At 41.9% G+C, this 18,331-nt stretch carries 13 protein-coding genes; 9 read left to right on the top strand and 4 right to left on the bottom strand.

The genetic code is table 11. From position 1 onward, the window contains the following. Positions 1-19: 19 nt before the first annotated feature. The 3 genes from DC094_RS18490 (at position 20) to DC094_RS18480 (ending at position 3,792) form a co-directional block, all read left to right on the top strand. Positions 20-514, top strand: a complete 495-nt coding sequence (locus tag DC094_RS18490; RefSeq protein ID WP_116688608.1) for a CBS domain-containing protein — start codon at positions 20-22, stop codon at positions 512-514. A 1,355-nt stretch (positions 515-1,869) separates the two neighbouring features. After that, positions 1,870-2,661: a hypothetical protein gene (locus DC094_RS18485; protein WP_116688607.1), complete on the top strand. Its 792-nt coding sequence runs from the start codon at positions 1,870-1,872 to the stop codon at positions 2,659-2,661. Between the two features lie 336 nt (positions 2,662-2,997). Beyond that, on the top strand, positions 2,998-3,792 hold the full coding sequence (locus DC094_RS18480) for a hypothetical protein (protein ID WP_116688606.1): 795 nt from the start codon (positions 2,998-3,000) through the stop codon (positions 3,790-3,792). A 490-nt stretch (positions 3,793-4,282) separates the two neighbouring features. Here the strand turns inward: DC094_RS18480 and DC094_RS18475 are convergent, their stop codons facing one another. Beyond that, positions 4,283-5,548 carry a 6-phosphofructokinase gene (locus DC094_RS18475; RefSeq protein ID WP_116688634.1) on the bottom strand — a complete coding sequence of 422 codons (1,266 nt, stop codon included), beginning with the start codon at positions 5,546-5,548 and terminating at the stop codon, positions 4,283-4,285. A 470-nt stretch (positions 5,549-6,018) separates the two neighbouring features. On the opposite strand from DC094_RS18475, the gene mpl reads away from it, so the two are divergent. From mpl to DC094_RS18455, 4 genes are all read left to right on the top strand, one after another. After that, positions 6,019-7,422 (top strand): UDP-N-acetylmuramate:L-alanyl-gamma-D-glutamyl-meso-diaminopimelate ligase, encoded by a 1,404-nt coding sequence (gene mpl, locus DC094_RS18470; protein ID WP_116688605.1) that lies wholly within the window; start codon positions 6,019-6,021, stop codon positions 7,420-7,422. Between the two features lie 558 nt (positions 7,423-7,980). Beyond that, positions 7,981-8,790 carry a hypothetical protein gene (locus DC094_RS18465; protein ID WP_133245617.1) on the top strand — a complete coding sequence of 270 codons (810 nt, stop codon included), beginning with the start codon at positions 7,981-7,983 and terminating at the stop codon, positions 8,788-8,790. Between the two features lie 261 nt (positions 8,791-9,051). After that, positions 9,052-9,696, top strand: a complete 645-nt coding sequence (locus tag DC094_RS18460; protein ID WP_116688633.1) for a UbiX family flavin prenyltransferase — start codon at positions 9,052-9,054, stop codon at positions 9,694-9,696. A gap of 273 nt (positions 9,697-9,969) precedes the next feature. Then, the gene (locus tag DC094_RS18455) at positions 9,970-10,587 is read left to right on the top strand and encodes an LON peptidase substrate-binding domain-containing protein (protein WP_116688603.1); all 618 of its coding nucleotides are present in this window, start codon (positions 9,970-9,972) and stop codon (positions 10,585-10,587) included. 367 nt (positions 10,588-10,954) lie between these two features. Here the strand turns inward: DC094_RS18455 and DC094_RS18450 are convergent, their stop codons facing one another. Continuing rightward, positions 10,955-13,039: a methyl-accepting chemotaxis protein gene (locus DC094_RS18450; protein ID WP_116688602.1), complete on the bottom strand. Its 2,085-nt coding sequence runs from the start codon at positions 13,037-13,039 to the stop codon at positions 10,955-10,957. 501 nt (positions 13,040-13,540) lie between these two features. On the opposite strand from DC094_RS18450, the gene DC094_RS18445 reads away from it, so the two are divergent. Together DC094_RS18445 and DC094_RS18440 are read left to right on the top strand one after the other, a co-directional pair. Next, on the top strand, positions 13,541-14,719 hold the full coding sequence (locus DC094_RS18445) for an FAD-dependent oxidoreductase (RefSeq protein ID WP_116688601.1): 1,179 nt from the start codon (positions 13,541-13,543) through the stop codon (positions 14,717-14,719). Positions 14,720-14,734: 15 nt separating this feature from the next. Next, positions 14,735-15,136 carry a rhodanese-like domain-containing protein gene (locus DC094_RS18440; protein WP_133245616.1) on the top strand — a complete coding sequence of 134 codons (402 nt, stop codon included), beginning with the start codon at positions 14,735-14,737 and terminating at the stop codon, positions 15,134-15,136. Between the two features lie 130 nt (positions 15,137-15,266). On the opposite strand, the gene DC094_RS18435 is transcribed toward DC094_RS18440, so the two are convergent. Together DC094_RS18435 and DC094_RS18430 are read right to left on the bottom strand one after the other, a co-directional pair. Beyond that, positions 15,267-16,205: an alpha/beta fold hydrolase gene (locus tag DC094_RS18435; protein ID WP_116688599.1), complete on the bottom strand. Its 939-nt coding sequence runs from the start codon at positions 16,203-16,205 to the stop codon at positions 15,267-15,269. A 173-nt stretch (positions 16,206-16,378) separates the two neighbouring features. Continuing rightward, positions 16,379-18,328, bottom strand: coding sequence for a putative bifunctional diguanylate cyclase/phosphodiesterase (locus DC094_RS18430; RefSeq protein WP_116688598.1), 1,950 nt, complete (start codon positions 18,326-18,328; stop codon positions 16,379-16,381). Positions 18,329-18,331 lie beyond the last annotated feature (3 nt).

Here is an 18,331-nt window from a genome sequence, read left to right as displayed (position 1 = left end):
TTAAATTCGGGTGTAAAAAATGAAATCAGCAAAAACAGTAAAAGATTTGATGGTAAAAACGCCACTATTTCTAGGTAAGAACCAAACATTAGCCTCGGCAGTAAAAACAATGCTGGAGCAACAAGTACCGCAGGGCATCGTGGTTGATCAACAGAAAAACCTACTCGGCGTAATATCGGTAGAGCATCTGCTAGGCGTTTTATGGTTGCATGATTTTGAAGATAAGATCACTGCATCGGTTGCCGATGTCATGCAGCAGCAAGTTGCAACAGTAAATGAAAGTGACTCACTACACCTAGTTGCAGAAAAAATGACTGCAGCAAGTAAAACCGTATTCCCTGTCAGTTCCAGTGGTATTTTACTCGATTACGATGCGGTGTCGCTAAGTGCACGGATTAGTAAAAGTGCCCAAGGCTTGCCAAATAGTTTTCCGGTGGTGGCTCAGAACAAGGTGGTGGGCGTGATTGAGCGCCAGCAAATATTATCGGCTTATCAAGGCTGCTTTGGCGAATAGCAGGCTTGGCACTAAATAATTAACTGTAACCGTTCGGCAAAATCTACCGGATACTTTGTTAATCACCCGTCATTCCCGCTGGGGAATGGCGGGAAATCAGCCGCAGGGAGGTTTCACCTAAAAGTAAATACCAACTTGCAGCTTTGCTATCCATAGCAGCTGGATTCCTGCATCTGGCTTTAGCACCCTGCGTCGCCCTAATCCGTGCATCCACACACTTCCTTGCTTGGGGTGACGAGTTCCAGCTAAATCAATTGGATCATGATAATCAATAATCTTAACCTGACTGCCTTGCGGTAAATCCGTCCCTTCAATCTTCTAGCGCGAATCATCAATCTTTAAAAAGCCCTGACTATTTTCAATTGCTGTTATTCAGCGTGCAGTGCGGTCAATAAACCGATCCACAGATCTAATATCCCTTCTTTTCGATACAGCATGATCGCTTTCATAGGCGAATAAGAAAAAATCCTTTGGAGTTAATTTAAGTCTCTGAAGCAAATAGAAATCTGTTTTTAAATCAATAAATAGCTCATTAATTACGATTTTATGAGATGTGCTAATGATTGATTTTCGGGGGGAGTACGAATCGATATTCCAGAAAGCTGACTATTTAAATAATGATTACCTGTCAGTATTTTTAAAAGTACCGCTAATACTAAATTTAACCAGCCATCAGTTTCAATCACCATTCACTGGCTTTAGTAGACCTAAAAGAGCAATGATTGAACCGTTTAGATATTTTGTATCTTAGATTAACAATCTTTGACTTATCTTTAAGTGAAGCTATAAAATTTATAATAGAGTCAGGGCGTTATTTATTTCATTGTTATTAAGAATGCGCAATATCTAAGTATTGAGTAATCGAACATATCTTGCGTGAAGTGAAAAAAGAATTAAATTACAAATGGTAATGTAATAAAAATCTTTTTCGGTTAAATGTATGGAGTGCATTGTTATCGAAATAATGCTTGTATCGTTTGAGTAGTCAGTAATATCTAAAAAAGCTGATGTAATTATATGCTTAATGTTGGTTGTGCTTGTAACGTCAAAAAACATTGCAGGCTATTAATTTTCAAAGAGCACCTCTTTCAATAAATCGTCAGTGCTATTGGCGGTTATTAAAGTTTGATAAGAAAACAAAACGTTATGTTTTTCAATGGTTGCGAATGAGCAGTATTGTTGGCGTAATTTATTTAGTTTATCGGTTTACTTTTAATCTAGAATTATATGGCTTGACTTGTCTTGGTTGGGCAGAATGCGATGAACATTAATATTCCGGGTAAGTTGATTTGTTCTATTTAAAAATTAAAGAGAATTGCTGTGTTTCATGCGCATTAAAATGAAGGTGAGTAAAAATGAAAAAAAAATTATTGGCATTGTCGCTGCTTGCGAGTGCGGGTTTAGTGCAGGCGCAACAAGCGGATCATGCACGATATTCGTGCGACATCGAAAACTATGCTGGTATTGATACAAGTAGCCTGACAGGGCCTCCTACCCCACATTGGTATGTTAGTCAGCCCATTATTAGAAACGTCCCGTGGCTGGTAGTCGATGCTCAAAATCCCCTTATTGCTATATGGCATGTTACTTACTTGTCACCATCGCAGGGTTTATCAATTAACCTTAATAATTCTAGTGTAACCCTTAATTTTGAAGATGGCACTGCACAAACCGTAGCGGTAGATCGCATTGAGATATCTGAACTTGCATCACCGCTGATTAGTTATGAAATCAACATTAGTTTTGAAATCGTGCCTGATGATGGCGAATCTTATACATTCACTTACTCGGGAGATAATCTTGTCCAAGGCATATTAAACGAGTTACCTAATATTGAATGGGATATTATTGATGGTGTATCGACAGACGTAACGCCAACTATCAGTTGTATTGATCATAAAATACCAGATCCATTAACAGTTGTTACAAAAAAAATAGATCGCTTAGAAGTTTTACATCCCGAATTAGCAATATTTGATTTACCTCTAAACGAAGCGATTGAATCGCTACCAGGGCCGCAACGTTATTCAGCTTATCGCTATCAAGCAGGTGAAATGACTAAGCATTGGGCAATTGAACGTATCAGACGCACAGGCGAAGATACAACAAAATTACGACTGATTCTGCAATACATAGACGAACAATAAAAATAGACGAACAATAAAAATAGACGAACAATAAAAATAGACGGCAATAAAAAGCAGAAAGACAACTGGTTTTCTAAAGAGTATCTTTCAGTGGAGTGCCTGCGTTGTTAACGAGAATTAAAAATTTGAAGGGAGAGTAAAGCTTTAGGTTTTTAATTGATCACTGGTGCGCAGTGTTATTGGTGTGATTTCTTTAGTTTATTAGTTTGCTTTTAAATTGAAATTATATAATTTGACTGGATTGAATTAAATAGTTTTCAATTTTCTTAGCAAGCTGACTTGTTTTAATGAAAAAATACTATGGTTTCATGTGTATTAAATTGAAGGAAAGTAAAAATGAAAAAAATGTTATTAGCATTGCCTCTGCTTTTAAGCGCAATAGCAGTGCAAGCGCAAGAAGATGGCCAAGCACGATACACATGCAACATTGAAAACTATGCCGGGGTAGATACAAGCGCGTTGGTTACACCACCTGTACAAGATGTTTGGCGCGTTCAAAGAAACATTTTAGCGAATGTTCCAATTTTTTTCGTGCATACAGAAGCTCCAATCATCGCTATAAAATATGTCACTCATTTGTCGCCATCACAAGGTTTACTTATTGATTCTGTTAGTTCCAGTGTGACACTTAATTTTGAAGATGGTAGTGCACGTACTGTAGGATTAACTGGGATAAACTTATCTCAACTTGAATCACCCCTCGTTAGTTATGAGATCAATGCAAGTTACGATATAACGCCAGAAGACGGTCAATCATATAGATTCACTTATACAGGCGATAATCTTGTACAAGGTTTATTGAACGAACTGTCTTATATCGATTGGGATATTTTGGAGGGTGTATCAACAAACGTAACGCCAACTATCAGCTGTATTGATCACCAAGCATCCGAGATAATTGCACTTCTAGAACAAAGATTGAATCGCGTAGAGATTTTACATCCTGAATTAGCAATATTTAATTTACCTTTAAACGAAGCGATTGAGTCGCTACCAGGGCCGCAACGTTATTCAGCTTATCGCTATCAAGCAGGTGAGATGACTAGGCATTGGGCAATTGAACGTATCAGGCGCACAGGTGAAGATACAACAAAATTACAGCTGATCCTGCAATACATAGATGAACAATGAAAATAGATGAACAATGAAAAAAAAGAAAAATGATCGAATTTATTCATTTCACAGGCATTTCAATATATTAAATGATCTCCGGCAAGGTCGGAGATCATTGAGTAGTACTTGATTTTTAACTAAACCCCCAAATGCTTTGGTTGACTTTTGGTATCTAGCTCTTCGCTTCAGTTTATCGTTATCAAGAAGAATAATATCCAAAGGCTGAGTAATTGAGCGCATTAGACGCGCAGATAAAGATACATAATGCAATATAAAGCAGTACTGACAGTGCTGAAATACTGCAAGAGCAAGGGTGCTAAGCCATTTAGATAGCTTGCTTGATGTGGAGGGGGTATTAGTTTTGTTGCTGCGCCTATTTAATTCCCGCAAGGGAATGGCAGGAACACAGACACAGGGACGTTTCAGCTAAAAATAAATACCAACTAAAAAAGCCGCATTCAAAATAATGAATGCGGCTTTGATTTAAACGTGATTTCTCTTGTTTACCCTACCAAGCCGCACTCGGGTCGTGAATTTTCTTTTCTACCAAATTATTCTGCAATACCACGTAATAAGGCATGCCGTCTCTAAATGGCGGGTAGTCTTCGCCTTGAATCAATGGCAATAAATATTCCCGGCAAGATTCGGTAATGCCAAAACCATCTTCGGTAATAAAATCACGTGGGATTTTTTGTTCGATGTTTGCTACATCAGCCAAAGCGGCTTCGCCAATTGACCACTTATAAGGGTGGTTAGATTCACGAACAATGGCCGGCATCACAGCATTTTTACCTTGCATGGCAAATTCTACTGCGGCTTTACCTACTGCATAGGCTTGCTCAACATCAGTTGCCGAAGCAATGTGCCGTGCGGAGCGTTGCAAATAGTCAGCGACTGCCCAGTGATATTTGTAACCCAGCTCATGCTTAATCATTCGAGCAATTGTCGGCACAATACCGCCAAGCTGAATGTGGCCAAAGGCATCAAATGAGGTAGAGTGAGTGAGTAATTCACCGCTATCGGTTCGGACACCTTCAGAAACGACAATTGAACAATAGCCGTGATCCTGAACGCTTTTTTGTACTTTTTCCAAAAAGCGCTGTTGGTCAAATGGCACTTCCGGGAACAGGATAATATGTGGTGCTTCGCCATGGTTCTGGCTAGCTAATCCGCCTGCGGCGGCAACCCAACCTGCGTTACGGCCCATGACTTCTAACAAAAATACTTTGGTAGAGTTTTCGCACATGGAAGCAACGTCGAAACTGGCCTCGCGAATCGATACTGCGACATATTTGGCAACGGAGCCAAAGCCTGGGCAGTTATCGGTCACTGGTAAATCGTTATCGACAGTTTTAGGAATACCGATGCACGTAATCGGATAGCCCATTTCCTTGCTCAGCAGCGAGACTTTATGTGCTGTGTCCTGGGAGTCACCACCACCGTTATAGAAGAAGTAACCGATGTCATGCGCTCTGAACACGTCAATTAAGCGACGGTAAGGCGCGATGTCTTGTAACGGGGAAGCTAGTTTGTAGCGGCAGGAGCCAAAGGCGCCGGAGGGCGTATGCTTTAGCGCGGCGATATCTTCAGCGGTTTCTAGGCTGGTATCTATCAGCTCTTCACGCAGTGCACCCAAAATTCCATTGTTGCCGGCAAAGATCTTACCGATTTTATCTGGATGCTTACGGGCTGTTTCTATAACGCCACAAGCTGATGCATTGATGACAGCTGTTACGCCACCTGACTGGGCATAAAATGCATTTTTTACTGACATTATCAAAGTTCTGCGCAGGAGATGATGGGCGGCAATATACTGCAACAACATAAAAAAATCATGCATTCCTTGTCATCTGTCAGCAACTATTCATCAACATTTCATCAGATTGTCATCTCGATTTGAGATAGAAAACCTGAATAAATCCCCACCAGCGCAGGCTAAGAGTTAATGCACACATCACTTCAATGGGTGAATTTCATCTCCGAAGCGCAAGCCTAGAAACGTTCTATGCTGCGCGATTGATTTTAAGGAATGAATAGCAGTTTTGATAAGAGAATGACTATTGCTTTAAATCAATGCCTCGCTGACATGGATCTAAGCGCTTGGGTTCAGTCTGGAACTATAAGGCTGTGCCTAAAGACGTTTCTAATTCCACCTGAGCCCTGCATTTTAAGGTGGTTTGGGTATAAGCTATTCGCTATTGATTGCTTGTTGAAAACAACCTCACGGATCGAATAGGGATAGCGATGAGAATCCACATTTTAGGCATTTGCGGTACATTTATGGGTGGTTTGGCAGTGTTAGCCAAGCAACTTGGGCATGAAGTAAGTGGTAGTGATGCCGGTGTCTGGCCGCCAATGAGCACCATGTTGGAATCCCAGGGTATTGAGTTAATGTCTGGTTACAAGCCCGAACATCTGGATCCTGAGCCTGACCTAGTGATTATCGGCAACGCATTATCGCGCGGTAACCCGGCGGTGGAATATGTTTTGGAGCGTGGGATTCGTTATATTTCTGGGCCGCAATGGCTGAGTGAAACCGTGTTACAAAAACGTTGGGTATTGGCGGTGGCTGGCACCCATGGCAAAACCACTACATCGGGTATGCTGAGCTGGTTATTGGAAGATGCTGGTTTTAATCCGGGTTATTTGATTGGTGGTGTTCCGGGTAATTTTGATGTGTCAGCCCGGTTGGGTGAATCCGATTTCTTTGTTATAGAAGCCGATGAATACGACAGTGCTTTCTTCGACAAGCGCTCTAAATTTGTTCATTACCTTCCGCGTACCCTTATTCTGAACAATCTTGAGTTTGATCATGCCGACATCTTCCCTGATCTAGCGGCGATTGAGCGCCAGTTTCAGCATTTGCTGAGAATTGTGCCCAGCACAGGCCGAGTGATTGTTGCAGCAGAAAAGAAAGCCGGTGGCCCAGCGCTAACTCGAGTATTAGAAGCCGGATGTTGGAGTGAGGTGGAATACTTTGGTTCTGACTCCAGCCAATGGCGCGCTGAATTGATGCAAGCCGATGGCAGTCAATTTAAAGTGTGGTGTGATGGTGAGTTAGTCGGCGAGGTTAGCTGGCAGCAATTTGGCCGACACAATGTTCAAAATGGATTGGCTGCATTAGCGGCGGCTCGGCATATTGGCATTCGTCCACAGCAAGCCATTCAGTCGCTTGCTAGTTTTAAAGCGCCTAAGCGGCGTATGGAATTACGCGGCACGATTAGGCAAATTGAAGTCTATGACGATTTTGCCCATCACCCGAGTGCAATCGAAACCACTATTGATGGTTTGAAGCAGCGCTTAAATAGCCGAGCTAAAACCAATGGTAATAAAGTAGGGCGGTTATTAGCAGTGTTAGAGCCCCGCTCAAATACTATGAGATTAGGTGTACACAAAAACACTTTGGCGGGCAGTTTACAGCAAGCTGATGCGGTGTTTTTATTTCAACCAGATAATATTAACTGGTCGTTGCAAGATAATATGTCAGACTTGGCTTCGGTTGAAGTCAGTGAAAAAGTTGATGAGTTAGTTAAGAAAGTTTGTCAGCTGGCGCAACCAGGTGATGCGATTTTAGTGATGAGTAATGGCGGCTTTGGTGGTATTCACCAGAAATTGCTCGATGGTTTGAGTCAAGTGATTACTATATAAAAAACCATCAGTTTATTATTAGATTAAGGTAAACAAGCACTCGCTTCTTTACCTTTTTTTATAATCATACTTTTCTAACATTTACCACGTTATCTTTATAATCCTCTTTTTTTTGTGATGCGGTTCACGTATTGCTTCTCAGCTTTCCTTCTTTACGATACACGTAGCCCTTTGAAAAAAAGCATATATTTTATTGTTTGTGACGATTCTTGAGTGCTTAATGCTTCAAGTGTTAAAAAAATTATGCTGACATATAGTTAAATTAAGTGCTTGATATAAAGTGAATTACCTTCTGGTGTAATTAATCTGCGCTTCATCAATAATTAAGTTTTGTTGAATTACTGTGTTTTTTTAAAGGCAGAAAAAACTAATGTACCCCCCGAGTGCTTGCCAATCAACCTCAAAAGCGTAAGGCGATTTTTGCCATGGGTTTAAGGTGATATAAATTATTAAAATATCACGAAATTACAGTATTGACTTGATTGTCACTGGCAAGTAAAAAAACCTCAAAGAAAATATGAATAATATCTGATTGAAAAAGATACTTTGGGGGAATATATGTCTGGAAGAATGTTTGTTCATCATCAGAAGACCGCATCGGCTCACGAATGGAAAACAGTTTCAGGGACACACCGGCACTTTAAAGGAATCATGCCAATAATAAATAAAAAAGATAGTGCAGATGGATATAATGTTTCACGAGTTTGTTTGCACGATTCCATTGGAAGAGTCATTACCGTTCTTAAAACACCTATAGAATATGATATGAAGTTTCATGGCCGAGTCGATGACATTATCGCTCTAATGAAGCGTACAGCAGATGTCATTATCTGTAATTGCAAAGATGAACACGGAAACCCAGCATCTTCAAGAATGCCAGATGTTGTTGTGACAACAACTGAAGGTGAGGATGAAAAATTGTTTTCTGCTCAAAAAGAAAGTCTCATTCCGGGTATTTATGTCAACATTTCAGAATATAAAAAAGAAAAGAACACATTAAGCTATCTAGCAAAAGGAACGGTTGATTACTTGCCTGTGTCTGCTACTCCAATTATTAATGCAGTGGTTGGCGCTGGAAGAATTGTCGCTCTTGCTAGTGTCAAAGGGTATGGATTTTATAAATATTTTCATAAAACTAAAAAAATCAACCTAGTTATTTCAGATGAACCCACGGGTGACATTTCAATCAAAATAAAACGTCAAGCAATTACTTTTACTGAATTAGCCGATGTAATGGAGGGTCTCCAAGAAGCTAAATTAAGTCGATCTTCAGATGGTGCAGCTACATTAGCTCGACGGCATACTCGGCCACTTTTTGATATCGTGATATTTGTTGCTAACAGCGGTTTGACGCATGCTTTTCAATGAAATTAACATGAAGGCTGGTTTAAGAGCGTTTTATGCTTCCTCTTTGATTTTGATAAGGGGGGATTTTGAAAAGAGAATAGCCATTAGCCATTAGTATTCAATCAATGCCTCGCCTACATGGATGTAAGTGCTTAGGTTCAGTCTGGAACGATGAACCTGTGCTTAGAAACGTTTCAAATTCCAGCTGAATTCTGCATCTTGAAGTGGTTTGGGTATACAATCTGGGCAGCTCACAAATCATAAATGGATTGTTTTTCACGCATGCTCAAGCAACAACACCTTTCAGCACTTGATGCCGTGTCGGTAGCGATTACCGGAGCATCAGGTGCCCAGTATGCCATCCGCTTGATTCAATGCTTGCTAAGCAAAGGCATTGAAGTGCATTTGATGATGTCAGATGCAGCAAAAGTAGTTATTGCCACCGAAGTCGATCCGGCGCCGCCTTCCAAGCCTGCAGATTTTGCCAGCTGGTTAATGCAACAAGCACAGCAAATGCCAGCTAGCCAAGCTAAGCCAGAATTGCTGCAGCTTTATGGCAAGCAGCAATGGACTTCACGAGTCGCCAGTGGCTCTAATGCGCCAAGAGCCATGGTAGTTTGTCCTTGCTCAACCGGTAGTTTGTCAGCCTTTGCAACCGGCGCTAGTAATAATCTTATTGAACGTGCTGCCGATGTAATGCTTAAGGAAAGAAAGCAGCTAATTATCGTACCGCGGGAAGCACCGTTTTCAGAAATCCACCTAGAAAACATGCTTAAATTAACGCGAATGGGTGCGGTGATTATTCCTGCAGCCCCTGGTTTTTATCATCAGCCGAAAACCATTGATGATTTAATAGATTTTGTCGTTGCACGAATTCTTGATCATCTACAAGTGCCCCACCAATTAACTGAGCGTTGGGGCAAATAATAAAGCTTGGTATTAAAGTAAGCCTCTCTAATAAATTGATTTTTAACGGTAGCTTTCGCTGCTGTTCTCCATTTTAAGCTGAGCCACAACTCCATCAATGGATGTGGCTCGCTTGAAGCTCAGTACTACACACAACTTACTATGCGACAAATATCGGATTGATTATTCAATGAGCCCGCGTAAAGAATCTTCAAAATCGATTACTGCAACTGGCAGACTTTCCTTTCAGTGCCAATAATCAACTATCAAAGATAGAAAGTGAGACCCTGTGTTATGGCACAGCAGAAGCCTGATCAAAAGCAATCGAAAGATAAAACGCAAGTGCTGGACATGCCGTTATTCCCCCTGCGAAGTATTCTATTTCCTGGTGGCCAGCTAGAGCTGCAAGTATTTGAGCCGAGGTATCTGAGTCTAGTAAGTGAATGTTTGCGTGAAGACCGTGAGTTTGGTGTGGTGTTCATTGATAGCGGTGAAGAAACCGGCGCACCAGCAAGTGTCCATCAGATAGGTTGTAGTGCCAGAATTTTTAATTGGGACAGTTTGCCAAATGGCTTTTTAGGTATTTCCGTGGTCGGCGGTCGTCGCTTTAAAATTATTAAAAACTGGGCTAGAAAGGAAGACTTACAAATTCGAGCAGATGTTGAATGGATTGAAGCCCCAAAAATGCCTATTCCAGAAGGCTTTGAAGGTTTGACTGAATTATTGCAGCAAGCTTTGTTGCAGAAAAATATGGAAATACCACAAGAGTGTGATGATGCTTGTTGGATGGTATTTCGAGTGGCTGAAGTATTACCGCTTTCTGATGATCAAAAACAGTCATTGTTAAACGAAGAAGATCCGCGTACCCAGTTACAACAATTGACTGATATTTTGGAAAAAACATTTAATTAACTTTGTTGATAAAAGCTCTCGAGAGCTTTTAATCGTTGCGAAAGTATTTGAAAAACTTATTAGCCAGCTTTTCCAATGGATCTAAAGGTTAGCGGTATAAGGGTCTTGAATATAATAAATACCTTGTTCATCGAAGCGCAGAACTTTATGTTACGCGTAGATTTTATAAACTTTCAGCACAATCAGACACTTTTGGAACACATCGCTAGATGTCCGATTTCGCTAGTGTTCATCAATCTACAATGTCCGGGGAAATGTTAAATTTATTAGCCCCTAACCCATGAATTATTAAAAAAATCCCCGTTGCATTATTTAATGCAGCGGGGATTTTTTTCGAGTCCAACCAAGATTTTTAACTCAGGTTAAGCTAGACAACAAATCTATCAACCAGTTTGGTTAATTGTTCAGCCAGCGCTTTTAATTCACTGCTAGAAACAATGACTTTCTCTGAACCGTCAGCAGCTTCGTTAGCGGCATCGACAATTGGCGTCAGATTGCGACTCATTTCTTCAGCAACACTACTTTGTTCTTCTGCGGCACTGGCAACCTGAGTATTCAAATCATTCAGTTTTTCAATTGAAAGCAGCATTTCTGCTAATGCAGCTTTAGCGCTATTAGCATGGTCAACACTTTCTACCGCACGGCTACAGCCTTGTTCCATCGCAGTTACTGCCTGATTTGAGCGTTGTTTTATCTGCTCAATCATTGACTGGATTTCTGAAATAGACTCTTGAGTTCTGTTCGCTAAGCTACGCACTTCATCAGCTACCACTGCAAAACCACGACCTTGCTCACCGGCACGCGCGGCTTCAATCGCAGCATTTAGTGCTAATAAATTGGTTTGTTCGGCAATGCCTCGAATCACATCAAGAATAGAATGGATATTGCGGCTGTCTTGCTCAAGCAATTGAATGACATCAGAAGTGGTTCGAAATTCTTCTGCCAAAGCTTCAATCGATTGGGTGGTGGTTTCTAGCTGTTGGGCATTGTTGACCGCCAGACTTTGGGTATCGGCCGTTGCCTGTGAAGTTTGGCTGGCATTTTGCGCCACGCTATGTGCGGTTGCCGACATTTCATTAGCTGCGGCAGCTAACTGATCAACCATTTGTTGTTGTTGGCGGACACCAGCACTAGTTTGGCTGGCGATGACAGAAGATTCATCAGCTTGAATAGTGACATGACTACTAGATTGCTTAACTTGGCGGATTAAAGGCTGAGTGTTATCTAATAATCGGTTGCAAGATTTAGCAAGTTGACCCACTTCATCTTCACTACTAACCGGTACTCGAGGTGTTAAATCACCATTAGCTACCCGATCAAGAATTTTTGCGGTAGCAATTAAAGGCGCTGCAATTTTGGCAGATACCAACCAAAGCACGACCGCAGAGGCGGCAATAATGAATAGCGACATCATCATCATTTGATATTTTGCTGCGCTGAGATCTTCTGCTACTTCTTTCTCTAACAGTTGTAGTTTGCCCAATATTGCTTGTGATGGAATGGTGATAACCACTTTCCATGGCTGAAGCTGATAACCAAGATCGATATTTCCAACTGCGGTAAAAGTGTCTTGGTCGAAAAACACGCCTAATTTATTCAGGGAAATATTTGAATAACTCTGACTAAAACGTTTGCCGATATTTTGGCTTTTTCGGTCGCCAGCAATAACACCATTATTACTGACGATAACAACTGAGCCCGAACCATCATAAAGATCTTTAGCTACATTGGTCGCTAAACTACCCAAGAAATCTAAAGAAATATCAGCGCCGGTAATACCTAAGAATTTACCTTGGCTAATAATTGGGCTGGTGATAGATGTTAGTAAGGTTTGCTTGCCCATAATGGTCCAACTGGATGGGTTAACCACACAGCTGCGCTTGCTATCTTTAGGGCATAGATAGAATTCACCATTACGCTGGCTGGTTTGACTATTAATACCTTGATCCTCATAGCTTTCCAGAATGCTTAGTGCGTAATTGCCATTGTCTTTCACCCAGAGTGGAATGAATCTGCCGCTAGCGTCATACCCTTTTTCCGCACCTTGGTTAGCGTAAAGCCCATCATAATCATCTAGTGCACCAGCTTCCCAGCCTGTATAGGTACCGAATAACTCAGGGTTGTTCGCCAGCATTTGCTTAACTTGCTGTTGAATTTCTGTCCGACGGTCTTCGCCTGGCTGCATATTTTCCCGAGTCATTGCCAAGTAGCCTGCTAAGTCACGCGATGATTTGATCGCAGTAACAAAAGGCACTTGAGTCTGCTGGGCAAGTTCAACCAGCTCCAATGACAGCGCTTCTTTAGCAGAATCTATTAATAGCTCATAGGATGCTGCAGATAGATCGCTAGTTAATTGGCTGCTTTGTTGATTGGCAAATAGTGTCAGTCCGACCGTGGCTAAAAGCGTACCGGCGACTGCCATTAAGGTGATCTTTGTTTTAATTGAACTCATGGCTTAGAAAATCTGGAGGCTTCGGGAGGCAGATCATATAGGCAGTAATTTGATATCTGGATGATTAAAGTCATTTTATTGATTCATATGTCAGTGAAATATGGTGTTTAAGCTAAAGGTTTGAATTGTCATGCCGTTAACAGATTTGCGAAGAAATTTTTGATCAATATTCAGAGTGATCTTGCGCACATAAAACCGGAGTAAATAAGATGTTTCATCAAGTTCTGATTTTCATGAAAATAGTATTTCGTTAAGTCTGGTTTTTATTGATTTCTAAACTTTAAAATCTATCTATTTTATTATGTTCGCTTGAGTTAGCGTATTTATACTTGAATTCACTAATTGAAAGACACTCCAATCATTATATTTTACCAAACGACCAAAGTTGAATGGACAGCAACCTTGAGAAGGGGCATGTTTATTGAAAGAGGCTGATTGGCATCAGGCTTGAAGCAGCTAGATCGAGCAGATGGCAAATATAATGTGTGAGGAAAAATAACAATGAAGCTGGTATTGGTCGGTGGTGGACATGCTCATGCATTGGCTGCCAGACAATTAGCCACCGGTAAATTTAGCCAGATCACTCTGGTTTCTGCACCGAGATCTACTCCCTATTCTGGTATGCTGCCAGGTCTGTTAGCTGGACATTATCAATTTGCCCAAGCCCATATCGATTTAAAAAAACTGGCTGACAAATACCAGTTTGAATTTATCGAGCAGCGAATGAGCGCCATCGATTGCCAAAATCAGCAATTAACACTAGATAACGGTCAGCAGCTCGACTGGGATTTATTGTCGCTGGATACCGGGTCAACGCCGCCGCTACCCAAATGGTTTTATCAAAACGAATCGAATAATTTGGTCAGTATTAAGCCGGTTGAAAAATTCCTTGAATGCTGGCAAACATTTTTAGAGAAGTTAAAACAACAGCCGCAATGGAAAGCCAAGATTGCAGTGATTGGCTCCGGTGCTGGCGGGATAGAAACGTTACTGGCTTTGCAATATGAGCTTTCCCAGCGTTGGCCAGGGCGAGAATTTGAATATTGCTTAATTTATCGTTCGAGTAACGTATTGGCAGGTCACTGCTCGGCAGTTCAATCGCGTATGGCGAAATTACTGCGTCAGCGACATATTCACCAGGTGAGTGGTTTTGCACTTAAACAAGCTGAGCCAGATAAGCTGATTGCTGAAGATGGGCGATCAGAACTGGTCGATTTTTCTGTGGTGTGTACCGGTGCTAAAGCACCATCTTGGGCAACCGATAGCGAATTGGATACCTGTGAACGCGGCTTTGTTCAAGTGAACCAACATCTTCAATCTACTTCTCATCCCAAAGTATTTGCTGCGGGTGATATCGCCAGTATCTACCCGATATCACCGCCTAAAGCAGGTGTTTATGCGGTTCGTCAGGCACCGATATTGACTGAAAATCTCAAGCAAATGGCGGTTGCTGGAAGTGATGTTTCGCTAAATAATAGCGAGTCAGAGTTGGCGGTTGAATTATCGGTTAAATTGGAGAGCTATCAGGCGCAACAACACTTTTTAAGCCTGTTATCCTGTGGTGATCGTTATGCGATTGCCAGTTGGCGTAACCTTGCTTTGCAGGGGCGCTGGGTTTGGTATTGGAAAGATTATATCGATCGAAAATTCATGAATCAGTTTCCCGGTACACGGCTTTAGAAAAAGGAGATAACTTTGTTTAAGTTCAAACGCATAATGGCGGTGTTAGCCATATCATTAATGCCAATTCTATTTAGCCATTCTGCATCTGCCAGTGATACCAATAAACAGGTTTTACTACTCGATGTCAGAACGCCAGGGGAGTTTTCCCAGAGCAATTACCCAAAAGCGGTCAATTTAGATTATCGACTGGTGCCACAGCAGTTAATGTCGATGGTTGAAGACAAGAATCAGCCAGTACTGATGTATTGCAGAAGTGGCCGCAGGGCATCGGTTGCAAAGCAGCAACTAGAAGCGATGGGTTTTACTGATATTCGTAATTTGGGTGGTTTGCACGAAGTAGTGGCCTTGTGTGAAAAGAGCGCAAAACCAATTAATGTCTGTTCACCAAAGCAGCTTGAGCAATTGTCTCGCTAGCTTTTATATCCAAGCAGAATATAAAAAACCATAAGGCAGGAATGCGTTATGGTTTATTTATATGGACGTAATGCATGCCGCAAGGAGGCAAGATGCGGTGCTCGATTTGTCTGTTGTATTATTTAAGGTGTTATATCGCTTTCTTTAATGAGCTGCTTTCGCCAAATTGCTTAAACCAGCGAAGCAAATCAGCAAATTGGTCATTCTGAGCTGCCGGGTGCGTTAGCATATTGATGTGGTCATAATCTTGTCCATGGCCGAACTTTTTTCCGTAGAGCTTTAACTCAGTTTTCCCTTTACCCGACTCTTTAATAAAGCGTCGAATATCTCTTGGTCTGGCAATCGCAACATCTTTAGTGCCGGCAATATGCAGTGTTGGCGGCAAGGCGGTGTTGATTAATGCAGCGGCGTAATCAAAACCATCGTCAGAATCTACCCATGGATTTTGTTTGACCCATTGCACGCTCTGCTGCAACGACTTCAATGTCTCATCGTCAGAACCTACCTTGAGCTTTCTGGCGGGTAAGTAACCGTGTTTACGTGCCATTTTCGGTAGCACCCGATTCCACATTAAATTTGCAACGATGTACCGTTTAGGGTGCCAGTTAAATATGCTGCGTTTCACGCCAAAATAGGCACAAGCTTTAATTTTGGATATGTGATCTGGGTTGCGAGCGAGAAAGCAGTTTAGTAATACACCGCCCCAGCTATGACCAATCCAATATTGTGGCAAACCCGGATGGCGCTGTTCTATTTCGGCCAGAAAAGCTGGAATGTCTTCAATGATTGCCTCTGTTTGGCCGTAACTACTTTTGGAATTAATCGCAGGTAAGCTATCACCCCGTCCTCGAAGGTCGGCAATATAAACCTGAAAACCTTGCCGAGCTAACCAAGGACCGAGGCCTTTGTTGGATTTGGTATAGAATATTTTTCCGTTCTCGACAGCACCATGCAACATAAAAACCACTGGCTTTTTGTGATTGTTATCATCGACATAGATATGCCGCATATGCAGAGTTTGCTGGTCGGAAAAGGCGATGCTGACGGACTTCTGATGGACTGCATTCATGGTAATTTTTTATGTTTTTTGGTTTACCTGTTGCCGAAAGTTACGGCTTTATAATGGTTTTGACAAGTAGGAGCGCATGATTGATCGCTTGGAGGTAGCACAAATAGAATGCTAATCGAACTGAATTTAAGCGCTAAGGAGGTGTTTCAAAAAATGTTGTCTGTGTTGGATAATTACGCAGAAGGAATACTGACTTTCAGATCTTTATTGACTGATTTTTTGAGATATTTTTGTAATTCAGGTTGTGACAACGGACGACTAAAATAATAACCTTGAATCAGGTTGCAGCCGAGTGCTTCGAGGAAATTTACTTGGTCTAGCGTTTCAACACCTTCAGCAATGGTATCTATGTGCAGCTTGTTTGCCATGGCGACAATAGCGGTAACGATTGCCGCATCGTCATCACAACTAATCAGGTCATCGACAAATGACTTATCGATTTTTAGCTGGTCAATTGGGAAGCGTTTTAAATAGCTAAGCGATGAATAACCGGTACCGAAATCGTCAATGGCAATTTTAAAGCCATAGTCATGCAACGTGTTTAGGGTGTCGATTGATTCTTCGACGTTGGCCATCACAATGCGTTCGGTTAATTCCAGCTCCAGTAGCTCTGCTGGCACATCGAATTCACGCACTGCATTGATCACAATATCGGCAAAATTACTGCGATTAAACTGCTGGCTCGCGATATTGACTGACACCGAAATTCTATAGCCAGTGTCCATCAATAAACGAATCTGGCGGCAAGCCTCGCTGATTACCCAATCACCAATGGTGGTGATATGACCATATTGTTCTGCCAGCGGAATAAAATGACTAGGCGGAATAAAATGACCTTGACTATCCTGCCAACGCAGTAGCGCTTCCAGCCCGATTATTTGCCCAGTGTTAGCATTAACTTGCGGCTGGTAATACAACTCAAACTGTTGCCGGTTGAGGGCAGTTGCCAGCTTGTTAGACAAGGTTAAAGTGTCTAGTGGGTGTGATTGCATACCATCGTCATAAACCACCGCACGACGACGACCTTGCTCCTTAGCTTGATAAAGCGCGACATCGGCAAATTTAAGTAATTGAGCGGCATCGCGAGTCTGATCTGGTGCGTAGCTAATGCCAGAACTGAATGACTGAATAATTTCGTGGTTGCCAACAAAAAATGGTTTGCTGAAGGCGCGTTCTAATCTTTCAAGAAGCGCATTAACTTGATCAAGGTGCGGTAGGTGATCAAGCAGTACCGCAAATTCATCGCCGCCAAAATGACCCACTAATACTGTGTTGTCGACTTCTTTGGCGAACTGGTTGCCATATTCACGGGCATGGGTATTTAAACGAGAAGCAATTTGCCTCAGTAGCTGATCGCCAATACTGTGGCCAAGGTTTTCATTAATTCGTTTAAAGAAATCCAGTCCGATCAGAATAATCGCAGTTTGCCCGCCAGAAACAGAAATTCTTTCCAGTGCTTCACGAATGCGATCGATGAACCGTTCCCGGTTAGGTAGGCGGGTTAATGTATCGTGTGAACTTTGATATTCCAGCTGTAGGTTTCGACTGGCGATCATCTGTTCCAGTCGACGATTTTGCTGTTTGATTAGCTGGTAGCGTTGGTTAATTTCCAGAGCATGGCTGCAACTTTGCATAATTAATGTCAGCAAGCGACGGCTGTTTTTACCGAAAGCTTGGCCGGGAGGTAGCAGGGCGATTAACAAACCATGGGTATTTTTACCGGATCGAATTGCATGTAACAGCAGTCGGCGACCTTGTAATTCTTTAGCAATAAAAGGCTCATCCATTTTCAGAGCCCATGCAAAATCGCCCGACTCAATTAACATGTCGCCACAGCGTTCAAATATCACTTGGCGTGATGCAGGCTCGCAGTAAGTTAATTGAAAATCAGCTTGCCCTTCTTCAAGGCCGAAAAAAGCCAAGCCAGAAAAATCGGCTAGCTCGTATAAAAAACCGCAAGCTGTTAAAAACAGATCTTCTGGCTTTGCATCATGGCTGATTCGTTGAAAACCATGGCCAACACGTGACAGTAAATCCCAGGCATGTTGGTGCCAGCGCTCGCTAGCCTCCAAATGGCCGAGTTTATCTTGTAGGTCTTGCTGTGCTGGCGTTTTGTCAGTCATATA

The organism is Pelagibaculum spongiae, assembly GCF_003097315.1.
GTDB classification, from domain to species: Bacteria; Pseudomonadota; Gammaproteobacteria; order Enterobacterales; family Pelagibaculaceae; genus Pelagibaculum; species Pelagibaculum spongiae.
The sequence above is the reverse complement of the archived record's forward strand: the minus strand, read 5'-3'. Positions and strand labels throughout refer to the sequence as shown.